The organism is Methylobacterium fujisawaense, assembly GCF_014138435.1.
In the GTDB taxonomy this organism is placed as follows: domain Bacteria; phylum Pseudomonadota; class Alphaproteobacteria; order Rhizobiales; family Beijerinckiaceae; genus Methylobacterium; species Methylobacterium fujisawaense.
In genome coordinates this window covers 810,688-827,164 of record NZ_JACJIM010000001.1, presented here as the reverse complement: position 1 = coordinate 827,164, position 16,477 = coordinate 810,688, and the positions used below count along the sequence as shown (strand labels likewise).

Here is a 16,477-nt window from a genome sequence, read left to right as displayed (position 1 = left end):
GCTCAGTCACGCGGCAGGTCCGGGTAGAGCGCCTGCATCAGGTCCGTGGCGGCCTGCGGCGTGCGCGGACCGAAGCCGAGGAGGTAGAGCCCGTCCATGGCCACCAGCCGGCCTTGGGCGCCCGCGGGGGTCTGGGCGAGGGCCGTGCCGGGGGCGAAGATACCCTCGGGCTTCGGCGGCTCCGGGCCGTTCTGCATCATCACCACCGCGTCGGGAGCGGCGGCCACGATGGCCTCGTCGGTCATCGGCTTGAAGCCCTCCAGGCCCGTGGCCGCGTTGGCGATGCCCGCCAGGGTCAGGATGCCGTCCGCCGAGGAGCCGGCACCGCCGACGACGGTCCGGCCGCCCTGGACCGAGAGGACGACGAGGGCCCGGGCCGGCCGGGCGATCCGGGCGCGCCGGGCCGCGAGGTCGGCGAAACGGGCGCGGACCTCGGCCTCGAGGGCCTCGGCCGCGCGCTCCAGCCCGGCGAGGCGCCCGACCGTCTCGATCTTGTCCAGCACGCCCTCGGGGCTCGGCGGCTCCGTCACGGTCTCCACACGCAGCCCGGCCTCGCGCAGCTGCGCCAGGACCGCGGGCGGGCCCGCCCCCTCGGCGGCGATGATCAGGTCGGGCTGCTGCGCCAGCAGGCCCTCGGCCGAGAGCGCCCGCAGGTAGCCGACATTCGGCTTCTCGCGCAGCGCCTCGGGCGGGTAGAGGCTGGTCGTGTCGACCGCGACGATCCGGCCGCCGGCGCCGAGGCGGTAGAGGATCTCGGTGACGGCACCGCCCAGTGCGGCGATGCGGGTGGCCGCCTGCGCGGCGGCGGCGCGCGGGGCGAGCGCACCGGCCGCGGCGGCGGCCAGGAGGGTGCGGCGCGATATCGGGGCGGGGCCGTTCATTTGGTCAGGATCAGCTTGTCGCTCGCGGTCACGCGCAGGCGATAGGCGTGGCCGCCGTGGCGGATGACGATCTCCCGGCGCCCCTGCAGGAGACGCGCCGAGCCGATCTCGGCCGCCGGCTCCGGCAGCGGAACGGGCTGCGTCGCGCCGGGCCCCGCGCGGGTCCCAGCCGGAAAGCCGCGCTGCCCCTCTCCTTCGGCACGCAACATGGACCGATCGCTCCAGAGCTGTTGTTTGTAAATCTTCAAATGAAAGACTTACTTGGATAGACGAACAGCTTAGCGGCAATCGATTGCGGGCGCCACCCCGCTGCGGTGGCGTCGTAATACTTCATAAATCTCCTGTAGAGGCCGGGCGATTCCGATTTTCGGATCCGCCGATGCGGCGCTGGACCGGTTCGGCTCCGTCGAGACCCTCGACCCGAGCGATATCGGCCGGAGCGCTGTCGACCGCGACGACCGGGTGCCATCGGGGCCCGCGCCCAGAGCGGGCCGGCATGGGCCGCCACGCTGCGCGCCCAGTCCGGCCGCGCGATCGCCGCAGCGGTGAGGCGGGCGAGGCGCTGCGTCCGATCGCCGGAGCGGCGGAGCTGAGCGGCCTCAGGCCGCCGCGCCCTGACGCGGGCCCGCGTCCCAGTCGCCCCCCCAATCCTGGACGCTGTGGCCAGGCGCGACCTCCCGGTAGAGCCGCTCCGGCGCCATGTAGTCGGGCGCGCGGATCGGACTGCGGATCTCGTCGTCCGGCAGGGCGTGCCGCGCGCCCCGCCGGGCCGGATCCGGGACCGGCACGGCGGCGAGCAGCTTCTTCGTGTAGGGGTGCTGCGGGTCGCCGAAGATCGCGGCGCGCGGTCCGATCTCCACGATCTCGCCGAGATACATCACCGCCACCCGGTGGCTCACCCGCTCCACCACCGCCATGTCGTGCGAGATGAACAGGTAGGCGAGGCCGAACTCGGCCTGGAGATCGAGCATCAGGTTCACGACCTGCGCCTTCACCGAGACGTCGAGCGCCGAGACCGCCTCGTCGGCGACGATCAGCCGGGGGGTCAGGGCGAGGGCCCGGGCGATGCAGATGCGCTGGCGCTGGCCGCCGGAGAATTCGTGCGGGAAGCGCCCGGCCGTCTCGGGCGCGAGTCCGACCCGGGCGAGCAGCTCCTCGGCCCGAAGCCTTGCCTCGCGGGGCGCGGCGAGGCGGTTGATCAGCAGCGGCTCGGCCACCGCCGCACCGACGCTCAGGCGCGGGTCGAGGCTCGCGAACGGGTCCTGGAAGATCATCTGCATGCGCTGGCGGCGGGTGCGCAGGGTCTTCGGGTCGAGGCCGGTGATGTCCTCGCCGTCGAGCAGGACCGAGCCCGACAGCGGCTCGACGAGGCGCAGGATCGCGCGGCCGGTGGTGGACTTGCCGCAGCCGGATTCGCCGACCAGCGCCAGGGTCTCCCCGGCCGCGAGGCTGAATGAGACCCGCTCCACCGCGTGGACGCGGCCGGTCACGCGGCCGAGGAGGCCGGAGCGGATGTCGAACCGGGCGGTCAGGTCGCGCACCTCCAGCACCGGGCGCTCGGCGGCCCTGACGGTGTCGGGGGTCTCGGGCGTCGGCGCCGCCAGGCCGGTCGCCCGGTCGACCACCGGGAAGCGCATCGGGCGGGCGCGGCCCGCCATGGTCCCCAGCCGCGGGACCGCGGCCAGCAGCGCCCGCGTGTAGGGCTCGGCGGGGGCGTCGAAGATCCGTGCGGTCGGGCCGGCCTCCACGGCGCGGCCCCGGTACATCACCACGGTGCGGTCGGCGATCTCGGCGACCACGCCCATGTCGTGGGTGATGAACAGGACCGACATGCCCTCCTCGTCCTGCAGGCTCTTGATGAGGTCGAGGATCTGGGCCTGGATCGTGACGTCCAGCGCCGTGGTCGGCTCGTCGGCGATGAGGAGCTTCGGCCGGCAGGCCAGCGCCATGGCGATCATCACCCGCTGGCGCATGCCGCCGGAGAAGCGGTGCGGGTACTCGTGCAGGCGCGACCGGGCGGCCGGGATCCGGACCTTGTCGAGGAGCCGGAGCGCCTCCGCCTCGGCGGCGGACCGCGACAGGCCCCGGTGCCGGATCAGCGCCTCGGCGATCTGGAAGCCGATGGTGAGCACCGGGTTCAGGGAGGTCATCGGCTCCTGGAAGATCATGGCGATGGAATCGCCGCGCACCCGCCGCATCTCGACCTCGGGGGCCGTGAGCAGCTCGCGCCCCGCGAAGCGCACGCTGCCGCCGATGCGGCTCGCGTCCCGCGGCAGGAGGCGCAGGATCGACAGGGCGCTGACGCTCTTGCCGGAGCCGGACTCGCCCACCAGCGCCACGGTCTCGCGGGGCCCGACATCGAAGGAGACGCCGTGCACCACCGCGTGCCAGCGGCCCTCCGAGCGGAAGGACACGGTGAGGTCGGAGACCGAGAGGATCGGATCCGTCACGGGCTTCACTCCTGATCCAGCGGGGTTCGACGGGGCGACTCCACACCGTCCCCGCGCCCTCCGACGCGACGATGTTCCCGCCTCTCCGATGCGCACCGACGCTGATGACGGAGCGCGACGGGCCCCCTCTCCCGTGCGGGAGAGGGTTGGGGTGAGGGATGAGAAGGTTCAGGACCGAGCACACCGTCGACGCTCCGACAGGGCGTGCCCCATCCTGAAAGACCTGATCCCTCACCCTGTCCCTCTCCCGCCCGGGAGAGGGGACCCGCACCCGATCCTGAAGCCCCAGTGCCGGAAAGGGCCTTCCGGTCTGTCCGCCCCTCTGCGGGGGCAGGCGTGGTCACGGCAAGCCGGCAGCCCTCGAAGCCCCGCCGCATGCCCTAGAGCACCCGGCGCGGGTCGAGGGCGTCGCGCAAACCGTCGCCGATGAAGTTGATCGACAGCACCGTCAGGAAGATCGCGCCCCCCGGGAACAGCGCCCAGTGCGGGGCGACGTCGAGATGGTCCTTGGCGTCGAACAGCAGCCGCCCCCAGGTCGGGATGTCGGGCGGGAAGCCGAGCCCCAGGAAGGAGAGCGTCGATTCCGCGATGATCGCCGACGAGACCTCGATGGAGGCCGCCACGATCACCGGCCCCAGGGCGTTCGGCAGGATGTGGCGGCGCACGAGGTGCCCGGTGGTCGCCCCCTGTGAGCGGGCCGCCTCCACGAACTCCTTCTCGCGCAAGCTCAGGAACTGCGCCCGCACCAGCCGGGCGACCGGCATCCAGCGCAGGCCCCCGATCACCGCGACGATCATCAGGAACACGCCGCCCTGGCTGCCGAACACGGCCTTCAGGCTGTCGCGGAACAGGTAGATCACCAGGAGCAGCAGCGGCAGCTGCGGCAGCGACAGGAACAGGTCGGTCAGCCACATCAGCACCGGGTCGAGGAACCGGCGCGACATGCCGGCGAGCGCGCCCACCAGCACGCCGATCAGGCTCGCCACCGCCATGGCGGCGAAGCCCACGGCGAGCGAGATCCGGCCGCCGTAGATCATCCGGGCGAGGAGATCCTGGCCGAGATCGTCGGTGCCGAACGGGTGGTCCCAGGACGGGCCCTGGAGCTGGGCCGCGAAGTCGATATCGTCGATGGCGACCGGCCAGAGCAGGCCGCCGAACACCACGCCGGCGACGAGGAGCGCCAGCACGCCGACGCTGGCGAGCGCCAGCCGGTGCCGCCGGAAGCGCCGCCACGTCTCCCGCGCCGGCGAGGCCGGCGCGCGGGCGACGGGCACCGCCTCATCGGAGGGCGATGCGAGGGTCGAGCCAGCCATAGAGCAGGTCCGCGACGAGGTTGAACAGGATGACGAGGCCGGCGAACACGAAGGTCACCGCCATCACCACCGGCGTGTCGTTGGCCAGCATCGCGTCGATCAGCAGCGAGCCGATGCCGGGGATCCGGAAGATCTGCTCGGTGACGATGGCGCCGCCGAACACCGCCGGGATCTGGAGGGCGACGAGCGTCACCACCGGGATCAGGGCGTTGCGGGCGATGTGCCGGCGGGTCACCGTGCCCTCCGATAGGCCCTTGGCGCGGGCCGTGGTGACGTAGTCGAGGCGGGCGACGTCCAGCGCCGAGGCGCGCACGTAGCGGGTGTAGGAGGCGGCCTGAAAGAAGCCCAGCACCGCCACCGGCATGATCGCCTGCCGGACATTCGCCCAGATCCAGGGCAGGCCGGAGCCCGGCAGGTCGGCCTGGTAGACGAAGGGCAGCCAGCCGAGCTTGATCGAGAACAGCAGGATGAACAGCAGGCCGGTGAAGAAGGTCGGCAGCGAGAAGCCCACGAAGGCCAGCGTGTTGGCGACCTGGTCGGCGAGCGAGTAGGGCCGGCGCGCCGCGTAGAGGCCCACCGGGACCGCGATCAGCAGCGCCAGAACCTGCGAGGAGCCGACGATGAACAGGGTCGTCGGCAGCCGCTGCAGGATCAGGGTGTCGACATTCACCCGGCTGGCGAAGGAGAAGCCCCAATCCCCCTGCAGCATGGCGGTGAGCCAGTGCAGGTAGCGGGTGAGGATCGGGTCATCGAGGCCGAATTTCACCCGCAGGGCCGCCCGCACCTCCGGGGGCACGTTCGGGTTGCTGGCGAGTTCGCCGAACGGGTCGCCCGGCGCGAGCGCCAGGACGGTGAACAGGATCAGGCTGATGCCGAGCAGGCTCGGGATCGCGATCAGGAGCCGTCGCAGGATGTAGGCGCCCATGGCCCGTGCTCCCGCTCAGGCCTCCCTGTACCAGTCGGGCAGGAACGACAGGTCGTTGTCCCAGCCGCTGCGGGGCGCCGTGAGCGTGGCGCCCACCGCCGAGACCTCGGCGCGGTGGATCAGCGGCAGCACGTTCTCGGAGACCGCGAGGTCGTTGCAGGTGATGAGAAGCGCCGCGCGCTTGACCGGGTCGAGCTCGCTCTGGGCGGCGTTGTAGGCCTTGTCGTAGGCGTCGTTGCGCCAGCGCACGACGTTGCGGCCCTGCCACTTGTTGGCCTTCTGGGCCACCTCCCAGGAGGCGTACATGAGCAGCCAGATCGCCGGATCGGCCTGGGTCATGCTGTAGGCGTACATCTCCATGTCGGCGTAGAAATGCGTGCAGGTGTCGGGGTTCGCCGGGTCGGAGGAGAAGAACACCGAGCCGGTCACCGATTTCAGCTCGATCTCGATCCCGGCCTTGGCGGCCGCCTGCTTGATGATCGCCTGGGTCTTCTGACGCGGCGCGTTGATCGAGGTCTGGAAGAGCAGCTTGAGCTTCTTGCCGTCCTTGGCGCGGATGCCGTCGGAGCCCTTCTTCCAGCCGGCCTCGTCGAGGAGCGCGTTGGCCTTGGCCGGGTCGAAGGCGAAGCTCGTGTTCTTGGAGACGAAGCGCTCCGGCCCGTTGACCGTGTTGGCGGTGGGCTTGCCGGTGCGGCCGTAGATGTAGGTCTGGATCGACTTGCGGTCGACCAGCAGGTTCATCGCCTGGCAGACCTTGGGGTCGGAGAAGGCGGGGTGCTTGGTGGTGATCGAGGCGCGCTCGCCGTCGACCTCGACGTTCGGGTCGGTGGCGTTGAGGAGCAGGAACTCGAGCTTGCCGCCGTAGACCACGTCGACCCGGCCCTTGCCGCCGGTCTCCAGGCGCTTCAGCACCTCGTCCTCGATCAGCATGTTCCAGGCGTAGTCGTACTCGCCGGTCTGGAGCACCGCGCGGGCCGCCGAGACCGCGTCGCCGCCGCCCTTCATCTCGATCGTGTCGAAATACGGCCGGTTCGGCAGGTGGTAGTCCGGGTTGCGCTCCCCGCGGACAATGTCGCCGGGCCGGAACTCCACGAATCGGTACGGGCCGGTGCCGACGGGGGCGAGGTTCTGCGGCGCGTCCCGGGACTTGGCGCCGCTATAGGGCCCGAACAGGTGCTTCGGCAGCACCATCCCGACGATGCCCACGAAGGCGTCGCACCAGTAGGGCGTCGGCTTGTCGAACAGCACCCGGACGCTGAGGTCGTCGACCTTCTCGACCTTGCAATCCTTGTAGGAGCCGGCCGTCACCGCCGCGGTGGCGGGGTCGCGGGCGTAGTCCCAGGTGAAGACGAGGTCGTCGGCGGTGAGCGGCTTGCCGTCGTGCCACGTCACGCCGGGCTTCAGCGTCCACACCACCGAGCGGCCGTCGGCGGCGAGCGCCCCGTTCTCCTTGGACGGGATCGAGGCGGCCAGCACCGGCACGAGGTTGCCGTCCGCGTCCCAGGCGGCGAGCGGCTCGTAGAAGATCCGCGAGGCGTCCTGGTCCTTGGTCCCGATGGCGAAATGCGGGTTGATCAGGGTCGGCGCCTGCCACCAGAGCAGCTTCAGGGCGCCGCCGCCGCCGGCCTTGGTCGGCTTGTAGCCGGCCCGGATATCGGCCGCCATCGCGACTCCGTTCCCGGCCAGCATCAGCCCGGCCATGGGCGCGGTGAGGCCGAAAGCCACCATCCGCTGCACGAAGGCGCGCCGCGACAGGCGGCCGCCCTTCACCTGCCCGATGAGGCCGCGCAGATCCCGCTCGTCCATGTACGCATCCCGTTGACCGCCACGCGGCACAGCAACATTCCGGTGGCGGCCTTGGCAAGGGGCGGGCCAGTGACGGTTCAACTGAAACGTGTTGAGGAAGGTTCGCTTCGTGCACAGCATGGCCCCGGCCCTGCATGCCAGTCCCTTTCCTGCCGCACCGAGCCGAGCAGCGCGACGCCGCCGTCTTTGCGAGCGCAGCGAAGCAATCCAGCAGCGCCACGTCCCCTGACCGTGCGCAGCCCTGGGTCGCTTCGCTGCGCTCGCGATGACGGCGCGGAGCCCGCTATGATGGCGCGAACGCGACGCGCGACCTTCCGGGAGACGACACGATGGACAACCGCAACACCGTGTGGCGCCACGTCGACGCGCAGACGGAGCGGCTGATCGCCCTGTCCGACCGGGTCTGGGGCATGCCGGAGGTCTGCTACACGGAAGCGCGCTCCTGCGCCGAGCACGTCGCCGAGCTGCGCCACCAGGGCTTCCGGGTAACCGAGCAGGTCGCCGGCATCCCCACCGCCGTGATGGGCGAGGCCGGTGAAGGCGGGCCGGTCATCGCCTTCCTCGGCGAGTACGACGCCCTGCCGGGCCTGTCGCAGGAGGCGGGCGTCGCCGAGCACCGGCCGGTGGAGGCGGGCGGCCACGGCCACGGCTGCGGCCACAACCTCCTCGGCTCGGCGGCTTTGCTCGCCGCCACCGCCCTGAAGGACTGGCTCGCCGAGACCGGCACCCCCGGCCGCGTGCGCTACTACGGCTGTCCCGCCGAGGAGGGCGGCGCCGCCAAGGCGTTCATGGTCCGCGCCGGCGCCTTCGCGGATGCCGACATCGCGATCTCCTGGCATCCGGGCAGCTTCTGGGAGGTGGCGCCGCCGGTGGCGCTCGCCAACACCCGGGCGGATTTCGTCTTCACCGGGCGCACCGCCCACGCGGCGGCTTCCCCGCATCTCGGGCGCTCGGCGCTCGACGCCGTCGAGCTGATGAGCGTCGGCGTGAACTACATGCGGGAGCACATGCCGTCCGACGCGCGGGTCCACTACGCCTATCTCGACGCCGGCGGCATCGCCCCCAACGTCGTCCAGGCCGGCGCCACGGTGCGCTACTCGATCCGGGCGCGCGACCTGCCGGGCATGCTGGCGCTGGTCGAGCGGGTGAAGAAGATCGCCGAGGGCGCCGCCCTGATGACCGAGACCGCCCTCGAGGTGCGAATCGTCAGCGCGGTGTCGAACCTGCTGGGCAACGATCCCCTGGAGCAAGCGCTCCACGGCGTGATGGAGGAGCTCGGGCCGCCGCATTTCGACGAGGCCGACCGGGACTTCGCGGGCAAGATCCGGTCGACGCTGACCGACGGCGACATCGACGCCGTGTTCCGCGCCATCGGCATGCCCCGCACGGAGGCGCCGCTCGCCGATTTCCTCGTGCCCCTCGACGCGCCGCGCAACCCGGCGGTCGGCTCCACGGATGTCGGCGACGTGAGCTGGGTGGTGCCCACCGTCCAGGCCCACGCACCCACGGTGGCGATCGGCACGCCGTTCCACACCTGGCAGGTGGTGGCGCAGGGCAAGACCCCGGCGGCCCACAAGGCGATGGTGCAGGTCGCCAAGGCGATGGCCGCCACCGGCGCCCGGGCGGTGACCGACGCGGCCCTGCGCGACGCCGCCAAGGCGGACCTCGCCCGCCGGGTCGGCGCGTCCGGCTACGTCTCGCCGCTGCCGCCGGAGGTCGCGCCGCCCCTCGGCATGTCGCTGGGGCGGTGAGGCCCCCTCAGAGCGTCCGGGCGCGGAGCGCCGTCACGACGATCTCGGCCAGGATGACGACGCCGAAAATCGCGGCGAGCACCACGGCGACCTGATCCCAGTAGAGCAGGTTCAGGGCGGTATCGAGCGCGACGCCGATGCCGCCCGCGCCGACCAGCCCGAGCACGGCGGATTCGCGGATGTTGATGTCCCACCGGAACAGCGCGATCGACCAGAAGGCCGGCTTCACCTGCGGCCAGTAGCCGAGCAGCAGCGTCGAGAGCCGGCCGGCGCCCGCGGCCTGCAGGGCCTCGATCGAGCCGCGATTGGCCTCCTCCAGCGCCTCGGCGAACAGCTTGCCGGTGAAGCCGACGGAGCGGAGCGCGATCGCCAGGGTCCCGGCCAGGGGGCCGGGGCCGAACACCGCCACGAACAGCAGCGCCCAGACCAGGGAATTCACCGAGCGCGAGGTCACGAACACGAACTTCGCGAACAGGTTCAGCGCGCGGTTGGGCGTGACGTTGCGGGCCGCCATCAGCCCGATCGGCACCGCGATCGCGATGGCGATCAGGGTGCCGAGCGTCGCGATGTGGAGCGTCTCCACCAGCGCCCGCAGGGTCGGCCCGACATAGCCGGCATCCATCGGCCACATCCGGCCGAACAGGTCGGCCAGCTGCTCGGGGGCGTCGTAGAGGAATTCCGGGATCACCTCGATGGTGCGCAGGCTCGCCACGAAGGCCGCCACCGCGCAGAGCGTGAAGGCGAGCCGCGCCAGCCGCTTCCACAGGGGGAAGCGCTGCCAGTGGCGCGGGCCGGCGGAAGCGGGGGCGAGGGCGACGCTCACTGGAACACCTTGCGGGCCCAGCCGGAGACGATCTCGGCCACCATGATCAGGGCGACGATGACGATCAGGATCGCCAGCACGACGTCGAAGTCGAAGCGCTGGTAGGCGGTGAACAGCGTCGCGCCGATGCCGCCGCCGCCGACGATGCCCACCATGGTGGAGTTCCGCAGGTTGGAATCGAGCTGGTAGGTGGCGAAGCCGATGAAGCGCGGCAGAACCTGCGGCTGCACGCCCATGATCAGGGTCGACAGGAAGCCGGCACCGGTCGCCCGCACCGCCTCGACCTGCTTCAGGGAGATCTCCTCGATCGCCTCGGCGAACAGCTTGGCGATGAAGCCCACCGAGGCGACGATCAGTGCCATGACGCCGGCGAGCGCCCCGAAGCCGATCGCCTTCACGAACAGGATCGCCACGATGATCGGGTGGAACGACCGGCAGAGCGCGATCAGGATGCGGGTCGGCCACGTCACCCAGGGCGGCATCAGGTTGCGGGCCGCCAGGAAGCCGATCGGCAGGGCGACCGCGATGCCGATCACCGTCGCGATCACGGCGATCTGCAGGCTCTCGAGGATGCCCGACTGGATCAGCTCCCAGCGGGAGAAGTTCGGCGGGAACATCCGGGCCAGGAACTGCTGCCCGTGGGCGAGGCCGCCGGCGAAGCGCTCGGGGGAGAAGCCGAGCTGGGTCGCCGCGTAGACCGCGTAGAGGGCGAGGAGCGCCCAGCCGGCGCGGGCGGTCCAGTTGGGCCGGAACGCGACGCGGCCGGCGGCGTCGGAGGAGGCCGGTCGGGCGGTCGGAATCATTCGAGCCAGTTCTCGCCGCCGTAGATGCCGCGCAGGTCGGCCTCGCTCAGCCGGTCGGGCGGCCCGTCATAGACCGCGTGCCCGCCCGACATGCCGACGATCCGCGCCGCGAAGCGCTGGGCGAGCGCCACGTTGTGGATGTTGACCACCACCGGCACGCCGCGCTCGGCCGCGAGCCGGGACAGGATCTCCATGATCTCCACGGAGCTCTTCGGATCGAGGGACGAGGTCGGCTCGTCGGCGAGCACGATCTCGGGCTCCTGCATGATCGCCCGGGCGATGCCGACGCGCTGGCGCTGGCCGCCCGACAGGGCGTCGGCCCGGCGGGTGGCGAAGCCCGACAGGCCGACCGCGTCGAGGAGGTCGAAGGCGCGGGCGATGTCGGCCTCGGGGAAGCGGCGCAGCCACGCGCGCCACGCCGGCACGTAGCCGAGGCGGCCGCAGAGCAGGTTCTCCATCACCGAGAGGCGCTCGACCAGGTTGTACTCCTGGAACACCATCCCGATCCGGCGGCGCGCCCGGCGCAGGGCGGGGCCGGAGAGCCGGGCGAGGTCCTCGCCGCGGAACAGGATCTGCCCCGCGGTCGGCTGGACCAGCCGGTTGATGCAGCGGATCAGGGTGCTCTTACCGGTGCCGGACGGCCCGATGATCGCCGTGAGCCCGGTGCCGGGCACCACGAGGTCGATGCCCTTCAGGACCGGCTGGCCGGGCCGGTATTCCTTGGTCAGCCCGCGGATCACCAGGGCGCGGGGATCCTCCGCCCGGGGATCGCCGTCGGGTCCGTCCTTGACCGCGCGCATCGCGCTTCCCGCCGTCACAGCCTGCATCACGGCTTGGGCGCGTCCGCGGCCTTCTTGCGGGCGGCCTCGGCCTCGCGGGCGGCCTCGCGCTCGTAGGCGACCTTGTTGTACGGCGTGCCGGATTCCTCCGCGACCTTGCGGACGATCGCCCAGTCCTTGAGGTAGGTGATCGGCGCGAACCGGTCGTCGCCCTCGAAATCCTTCACCATGTCGGGCGGGAAGCGGAAATCGTAGAAGCACTGCTTCAGCTTCTCGGCGAGGTCCGGCTTGAGATCGTGGGCATAGGCGAAGCCCGAGGTCGGGAACTTCTCGCTCGTGTAGATCACCCGGTAAGCGTCGCCCTTGATCGTGCCGCGGGCGACCATCCGGTAGAACACGTCCGAGGCCACCGGGGCGGCGTCGTAGTCGCCGGTGCCGACGCCCAAAGCCGACTTGTCGTGCCCGCCCGAATAGATCAGCTTGTAATCCTCGCCGGGCTTCAGCCCCTGCTCGGGGAAGAGGGCCTTGGGGGCGAGGTTGCCGGAATTCGACGACGGCGCCGTGTGGGCCACGCGCTTGCCCTTCAGGTCGGCCAGCGTCTTGTACGGGCTGCTCGCCTTCACCACGACGATCAGGTTGTAGCCCTCAGACCCCTTCTCGGTGCCCTTGGCGGCGAACGGGACCGCGCCGGCCATGTTGACGGCGAAGCCGAGGGGCCCGGTCGAGAAGCCCGCCACCGTGAGCCGGCCGGAGCGCATCGCCTCGATCTCGGCGGAGTTCGACTGGACCGGATAGTAGACGACCCGCTTGCCCGTGCACTGGCTGAGGTAGGTCGTGAACGGCTTGAACGAGTTCTCGTAGACCGCGGGATCCTCCACCGGCGTGTAGGCGAAGACGATGACGCTCGGGTCACGGGTCTTGGCCGGGACGTCGGCGACGAGATCCTTGTCGGCGTCGCAATAGGCATCGTCGAGCTGGCCGCGGTTGGGACACGCGTCGGCCCTGACGGGCGACAGGGAACCGAAGCCGCAGAGCAGCGCCAGGGCTGCGCCGTATCGGGCGAATGTCACGCGGTATCCTCCCTGCGGAGCCGTGCCTCGGGCCGGCGCCGTCATGTCCTCGCTCGATCGCGGCCGAGCCTTAAGTCGGCAAACTTGTAGGCGGCGGCTTCCGGGCGATGCAAGGCAGTCCGTGGAACAGAAGTTGAAGGACACGGCCCGGTGACAGGGGCCTGCGGCGGCTCCGAAGCGTCCCGTTTCCGTCGGCATCCAGGTGCCCACCGCCGGAGCCCCAGGGCGTGACACCGGGCGCCGAAGGGAAACCGGTTCCGTCCTGGCGCGCCGCGACAGGGCCGCCGCGCCGCTGATACGGTATCGCGCGGCTGTGGAGCGTTTCGATGCGGCGATCAATCCTGTTCCTGACGGCCGGCCTCCTGGCCTGCAGCCCGCGTGCGGCCTCCGCCGAGCCGGCGCAGGACGGCGTCGCCGATCTCGGCAGCTATGCCGCCCGCGTGGAGATGCATCCCTTCGAGAGCCTGACGCTGACCGACCGGCAGTTCCTGACCGGCACGTCCGAGGGTGCGAAGCCCGTCACGGTCGCCGGGCTCCTGCGCATCGCCAAGCCGGGGTCGGAGCGGCTGCCGACCGTGATCCTGATGCACGGCTCCGGGGGCCTCGGCGGCAACATCGAGTTCTGGCAGCGGGCGCTGGCGGCGCGGGGGATCTCGACCTTCGCCATCGACGGCTTCACCGGCCGGGGCCTGACCAGCGTCAACACCGATCAGAGTCTCCTCGCGCGCACGAACCTGATCCTCGACATCTACCGGGCGCTGGGCGTGCTGGCCCAGCATCCGCGGGTCGATCCGGCGCGCATCGCCGTGATGGGCTTCTCGCGCGGCGGCCAGGCTGCGCTGTATGCCAGCCTCAAGCGCTTCGACGCGGCCTGGAACCGCTCCGGCGTCACCCCCGCCCTGTACCTGCCGGTCTATGCCGACTGCGCGATCCGATTCCGGGACGACACCGCCCTAATGGACCGGCCGATCCGGATGTTCGGGGGCAGCGGCGACGATTACAATCCGGCCGCGACCTGCGCCGCCTACGCCGAGCGACTGAAGGCGGCCGGCGCCGATGTCGGCCTGACCGTCTATCCCGGCGCGCAGCACGTCTTCGACAACCCGAACGGGCCGGCCCACCCCGTGGTCGCCAAGGGCGCGCAGACGGTCCGGGCCTGCGCGATCCGCGAGGCGGAGGACGGCGCCCTCGTGGAGGGCCCGAACGCCACGCCGTTCACCTATACCGCCCCGTGCGTGCAGCACGACCCGCATATCGGCTCCGACGCCGCCGCCCGCGCCGCGACCCTGTCGAGCGTCTCGGACGCGCTCGAGGCCGCGTTCCGGCGGCCGTGACGGCCGGATCGACGCCGGATCGACGCCGGATCGACGCCGTGCAGGCGTCACTGGAGATCGATGACCGTCCGTCCCGACGGATGGGCCCGCGGTGCGGGCTCCCGCCTGTTGCCGAGGAAATCCGTCGGCGGCAGGGCGCCGGGCTTGGCGCCGGGCTTGGCGACCGGGGCGCCGCGCGCGGCCTGCACCACCTGTTCGGGGCGCTCGGATGTGGCCGGCCCCGCGACCGGCGGCAGGGGCGCCACCACGCGTCCCTCCGCCTGATCGAGGCAGCGCCGCAGGGCGCCCGGGTCCGGCAGCAAGGTGCAATCGTTCACCGAGAGCGGGCTCGGCTGCGCGGCGGCGGGGGCCGCACCGAGGCCGGCCAGCAGGGCCAGGACGGCCTTGGCTTGCCGGGACCTGGCTTGCCGGGACCGGGTCGGGATCATGGCTGCGCCTGCCGGATCCGCGGGTTGACCTGCCGGATCTCGACCTCGCTCGGCTCCGACGGAAGCAGCCTGCGTGGGACCGGCGCCCCGACGCGGCCAGCCTGCTGCTGCGCCTGGGGCGCCATCGGCTGCGAGGACGAAGCATTGGCCCGGACCTGCTGCGGCGGCTGTGCGGGCGCGTCCGCCTGGTCGAGCCGGCCGAGCCGCACCCGCACATACGCGACCGAGCGGTTGGCCGCATCGAACCCGCACTCGTAGGTCACCCGCACCCATTCCTTCGCGGGGCTGAGGAAGCGGATCGAATCCCCCCGATAGCGCACCACCGTGGCGGCGCCCTCGGGCGCCTCCGCCTGCTGGAAGATCTTGGCGAAGGGCCGCGAGACCCACTCGAAATCCGTCGGCGCCTGCGCCTCGATCCGCGGCGCGCAGATCTGGGACGCGATCTCGTTGTTGGCGCGCACGCAGGTGGCGTCGCAGCCCGCGGGGGCGGGCGCCGGTTGCGTCGACGCGGCCCTGGCGGAGGCTGGCTGCTGCGCGGGCGGTGTCTGTGGTGAGGCTGCCGGCGGGGCCGGGGCCGCGGGCGGAGCCTCGGCCGAGTTGGCGCCGACGGACCCCAGGGTCGCGGTGGCGAGCAGGACCTGCATCAGCGATCGGCCGCGCTGCCTCATCGTAGCCTCCCACCCAACGCGTATCGCAGACGATTTTTCGTCTTGCGGTGAATTCGATCTCTTCGTCGTCCGCGAAAACCTTTCGGCTCAAGCACAGTCGACGGATCCTAAGCGGCGACGGCGGCATGGCCCTGTGAGACCCGTCCCACATCACCTTTCGGAGCATTCTTGCTTGGCCAGCAACATACCACTTTCAGCCATAACTGATGTGACCAATTTAACACGCCTATACCGACCTGTGATGGCACTAACGAAGACTGCCTATCCCGTGGAATGGATTCTAAGTCAGCGATCGCGGCAGGGCCACTTTAAACAGTTGAGAATGTTCGTCTTTCGACGCGCCATTCATACTGAATTCACGGCACCTTCATCTGAAAAAGGAAACCAGAAAATTGTAAAGATTGTAGATTTTTGCCTAACTCACGCTTGACACCCATCATCGGCTTATGGATACGCTTAAAAAGCCGTTAAATCGCTGTAACGATAGAGCGACTGCGATGGCATAGATTGTGTTCGAGAGGACACATAAATAAAAATGGGAGTGTATCTATGTTCAAGTCAGTTGTTCTGGCGTCCGCGGCGGTCGCCGGTCTGACGGCCTTTGCGACAGGCGCCTCGGCGCAGTCCCAGACCCCCGTCATGGGCGCTGGAACTACCGCGAACGAAGCCTTCGTCATCCAGCGCGGTCTATCGAACTCCGCGGCTGTCGATCAGACCGGAACGAACAATAAGGCCGGCAAGCTCTCGACCAATGTCGACCTGTCAGTCCCGAATCTGTCGGAGAGCAACCTGAACGGCGTCTCGAACGGCGCCCAGACCATTCTGCAGAACGGTGCGTTCAACGAACTGAAGGTCACGCAGGGCGGCTCGAACAACACCGTGAGCACGATCGCCGGCAATCGCTACGGCAATCCGACGATCGGCGTCGCCAACGGCTCGTTCCAGCAAGGCATCGCCAACTCCGTCGACTCGAATCAGCTCGGGACCAACGGCGTGGCGCAGTTCCAGCAGAACGGCGACAAGAACAAGGCGTGGATCACCGCCGAGGCCGGATCGAAGAACACCTACGCGGGCATTTTCCAGTTCAACGGCGACAACAACAGGGCCCGCATCACGCAAGACTACAGAGCTGACAACGCCTATGCCGCGATCGTCCAGTCCGGCGACTATAACGTAGGCAACATCAGCCAGAACGGCAACACCAACTACGCCGCCCTGCTCCAGATCGGCCGAGGCAACGAGGCGTCGATCACGCAGACCGGATCGTCTGTCGGCGCCTTCGGCTATCAGAACGGCTTCGGCAATTATGGATCCATCACGCAGTCGGCGAACTCGGCCAATGCTGCTTTCGCGCAGATCGGCGGCTTCAACAGCGTGACGATCCGCCAGCACTAATGGATCGGGCTGAGGCCCATCCCCAGTCTGACGTGTCCTGGAAGGGGCGCT

The 16,477-nt window shown here is 70.4% G+C and carries 15 protein-coding genes; 3 read left to right on the top strand and 12 right to left on the bottom strand.

Features of this window, described 5'->3' with window-relative positions:
* Positions 1-2: 2 nt before the first annotated feature.
* The 6 genes from GGQ91_RS04005 to GGQ91_RS03980 all read right to left on the bottom strand — a co-directional run bounded on the left by GGQ91_RS04005 (position 3) and on the right by GGQ91_RS03980 (position 7,375).
* On the bottom strand, positions 3-881 hold the full coding sequence (locus GGQ91_RS04005) for a heme/hemin ABC transporter substrate-binding protein (protein WP_182591406.1): 879 nt from the start codon (positions 879-881) through the stop codon (positions 3-5).
* Positions 878-1,090 carry a hemin uptake protein HemP gene (locus GGQ91_RS04000; protein ID WP_043353304.1) on the bottom strand — a complete coding sequence of 71 codons (213 nt, stop codon included), beginning with the start codon at positions 1,088-1,090 and terminating at the stop codon, positions 878-880. The genes GGQ91_RS04005 and GGQ91_RS04000 overlap by 4 nt, the downstream gene beginning before the upstream one ends.
* Before the next feature lie 390 nt (positions 1,091-1,480).
* Positions 1,481-3,331, bottom strand: coding sequence for a dipeptide ABC transporter ATP-binding protein (locus GGQ91_RS03995; protein WP_182591404.1), 1,851 nt, complete (start codon positions 3,329-3,331; stop codon positions 1,481-1,483).
* A gap of 380 nt (positions 3,332-3,711) precedes the next feature.
* Entirely contained in the window at positions 3,712-4,644 is a 933-nt protein-coding gene (locus tag GGQ91_RS03990; protein ID WP_182591402.1) for an ABC transporter permease, read from the bottom strand.
* Complete coding sequence (locus GGQ91_RS03985) at positions 4,610-5,569, bottom strand: ABC transporter permease (RefSeq protein WP_182591400.1); 960 nt, start codon at positions 5,567-5,569, stop codon at positions 4,610-4,612. Before GGQ91_RS03985 ends, GGQ91_RS03990 begins: the two co-directional genes overlap by 35 nt.
* A gap of 15 nt (positions 5,570-5,584) precedes the next feature.
* On the bottom strand, positions 5,585-7,375 hold the full coding sequence (locus GGQ91_RS03980) for a peptide ABC transporter substrate-binding protein (RefSeq protein WP_182591399.1): 1,791 nt from the start codon (positions 7,373-7,375) through the stop codon (positions 5,585-5,587).
* Between the two features lie 329 nt (positions 7,376-7,704).
* On the opposite strand from GGQ91_RS03980, the gene GGQ91_RS03975 reads away from it, so the two are divergent.
* Positions 7,705-9,126 (top strand): M20 family metallopeptidase, encoded by a 1,422-nt coding sequence (locus GGQ91_RS03975; protein ID WP_182591397.1) that lies wholly within the window; start codon positions 7,705-7,707, stop codon positions 9,124-9,126.
* A 7-nt stretch (positions 9,127-9,133) separates the two neighbouring features.
* Here the strand turns inward: GGQ91_RS03975 and phnE (GGQ91_RS03970) are convergent, their stop codons facing one another.
* Genes phnE (GGQ91_RS03970) through phnD form a run of 4 tightly spaced genes read right to left on the bottom strand, consistent with a single transcriptional unit; the run spans position 9,134 to position 12,601 of the window.
* Positions 9,134-9,949, bottom strand: a complete 816-nt coding sequence (gene phnE / locus GGQ91_RS03970; protein WP_043379068.1) for a phosphonate ABC transporter, permease protein PhnE — start codon at positions 9,947-9,949, stop codon at positions 9,134-9,136.
* Positions 9,946-10,752, bottom strand: a complete 807-nt coding sequence (phnE, locus tag GGQ91_RS03965) for a phosphonate ABC transporter, permease protein PhnE (RefSeq protein ID WP_043356475.1) — start codon at positions 10,750-10,752, stop codon at positions 9,946-9,948. Before phnE (GGQ91_RS03965) ends, phnE (GGQ91_RS03970) begins: the two co-directional genes overlap by 4 nt.
* Positions 10,749-11,552, bottom strand: a complete 804-nt coding sequence (gene phnC / locus GGQ91_RS03960; protein WP_182591396.1) for a phosphonate ABC transporter ATP-binding protein — start codon at positions 11,550-11,552, stop codon at positions 10,749-10,751. The genes phnE (GGQ91_RS03965) and phnC overlap by 4 nt, the downstream gene beginning before the upstream one ends.
* Before the next feature lie 26 nt (positions 11,553-11,578).
* Positions 11,579-12,601 carry a phosphate/phosphite/phosphonate ABC transporter substrate-binding protein gene (gene phnD / locus GGQ91_RS03955; RefSeq protein WP_182591394.1) on the bottom strand — a complete coding sequence of 341 codons (1,023 nt, stop codon included), beginning with the start codon at positions 12,599-12,601 and terminating at the stop codon, positions 11,579-11,581.
* A 326-nt stretch (positions 12,602-12,927) separates the two neighbouring features.
* Here phnD and GGQ91_RS03950 point away from each other — a divergent pair, with 326 nt between their 5' ends.
* Positions 12,928-13,935 (top strand): dienelactone hydrolase family protein, encoded by a 1,008-nt coding sequence (locus GGQ91_RS03950; protein ID WP_182591387.1) that lies wholly within the window; start codon positions 12,928-12,930, stop codon positions 13,933-13,935.
* Between the two features lie 47 nt (positions 13,936-13,982).
* Here the strand turns inward: GGQ91_RS03950 and GGQ91_RS03945 are convergent, their stop codons facing one another.
* Together GGQ91_RS03945 and GGQ91_RS03940 are read right to left on the bottom strand one after the other, a co-directional pair.
* On the bottom strand, positions 13,983-14,363 hold the full coding sequence (locus GGQ91_RS03945) for a hypothetical protein (protein ID WP_043379074.1): 381 nt from the start codon (positions 14,361-14,363) through the stop codon (positions 13,983-13,985).
* Positions 14,360-15,031 (bottom strand): hypothetical protein, encoded by a 672-nt coding sequence (locus GGQ91_RS03940; RefSeq protein WP_246410539.1) that lies wholly within the window; start codon positions 15,029-15,031, stop codon positions 14,360-14,362. Before GGQ91_RS03940 ends, GGQ91_RS03945 begins: the two co-directional genes overlap by 4 nt.
* 549 nt (positions 15,032-15,580) lie before the next feature.
* On the opposite strand from GGQ91_RS03940, the gene GGQ91_RS03935 reads away from it, so the two are divergent.
* Positions 15,581-16,426 carry a hypothetical protein gene (locus tag GGQ91_RS03935; RefSeq protein ID WP_182591386.1) on the top strand — a complete coding sequence of 282 codons (846 nt, stop codon included), beginning with the start codon at positions 15,581-15,583 and terminating at the stop codon, positions 16,424-16,426.
* Positions 16,427-16,477: the final 51 nt, after the last annotated feature.

Excerpts from the sequence above, each read along its gene's own strand:
- GGQ91_RS03935 (WP_182591386.1), top strand. The coding sequence starts at position 15,581 with ATGTTCAAGTCAGTTGTTCTGGCGTCCGCGGCGGTCGCCGGTCTGACG.
- phnC (WP_182591396.1), bottom strand. The coding sequence starts at position 11,552 with ATGCGCGCGGTCAAGGACGGACCCGACGGCGATCCCCGGGCGGAGGAT.
- GGQ91_RS04000 (WP_043353304.1), bottom strand. The coding sequence starts at position 1,090 with ATGTTGCGTGCCGAAGGAGAGGGGCAGCGCGGCTTTCCGGCTGGGACC.
- GGQ91_RS03980 (WP_182591399.1), bottom strand. The coding sequence starts at position 7,375 with ATGGACGAGCGGGATCTGCGCGGCCTCATCGGGCAGGTGAAGGGCGGC.
- GGQ91_RS03940 (WP_246410539.1), bottom strand. The coding sequence starts at position 15,031 with ATGAGGCAGCGCGGCCGATCGCTGATGCAGGTCCTGCTCGCCACCGCG.
- GGQ91_RS03950 (WP_182591387.1), top strand. The coding sequence starts at position 12,928 with ATGCGGCGATCAATCCTGTTCCTGACGGCCGGCCTCCTGGCCTGCAGC.
- phnE (WP_043356475.1), bottom strand. The coding sequence starts at position 10,752 with ATGATTCCGACCGCCCGACCGGCCTCCTCCGACGCCGCCGGCCGCGTC.
- GGQ91_RS03985 (WP_182591400.1), bottom strand. The coding sequence starts at position 5,569 with ATGGGCGCCTACATCCTGCGACGGCTCCTGATCGCGATCCCGAGCCTG.
- GGQ91_RS03945 (WP_043379074.1), bottom strand. The coding sequence starts at position 14,363 with ATGATCCCGACCCGGTCCCGGCAAGCCAGGTCCCGGCAAGCCAAGGCC.
- GGQ91_RS04005 (WP_182591406.1), bottom strand. The coding sequence starts at position 881 with ATGAACGGCCCCGCCCCGATATCGCGCCGCACCCTCCTGGCCGCCGCC.
- GGQ91_RS03975 (WP_182591397.1), top strand. The coding sequence starts at position 7,705 with ATGGACAACCGCAACACCGTGTGGCGCCACGTCGACGCGCAGACGGAG.
- GGQ91_RS03990 (WP_182591402.1), bottom strand. The coding sequence starts at position 4,644 with ATGGCTGGCTCGACCCTCGCATCGCCCTCCGATGAGGCGGTGCCCGTC.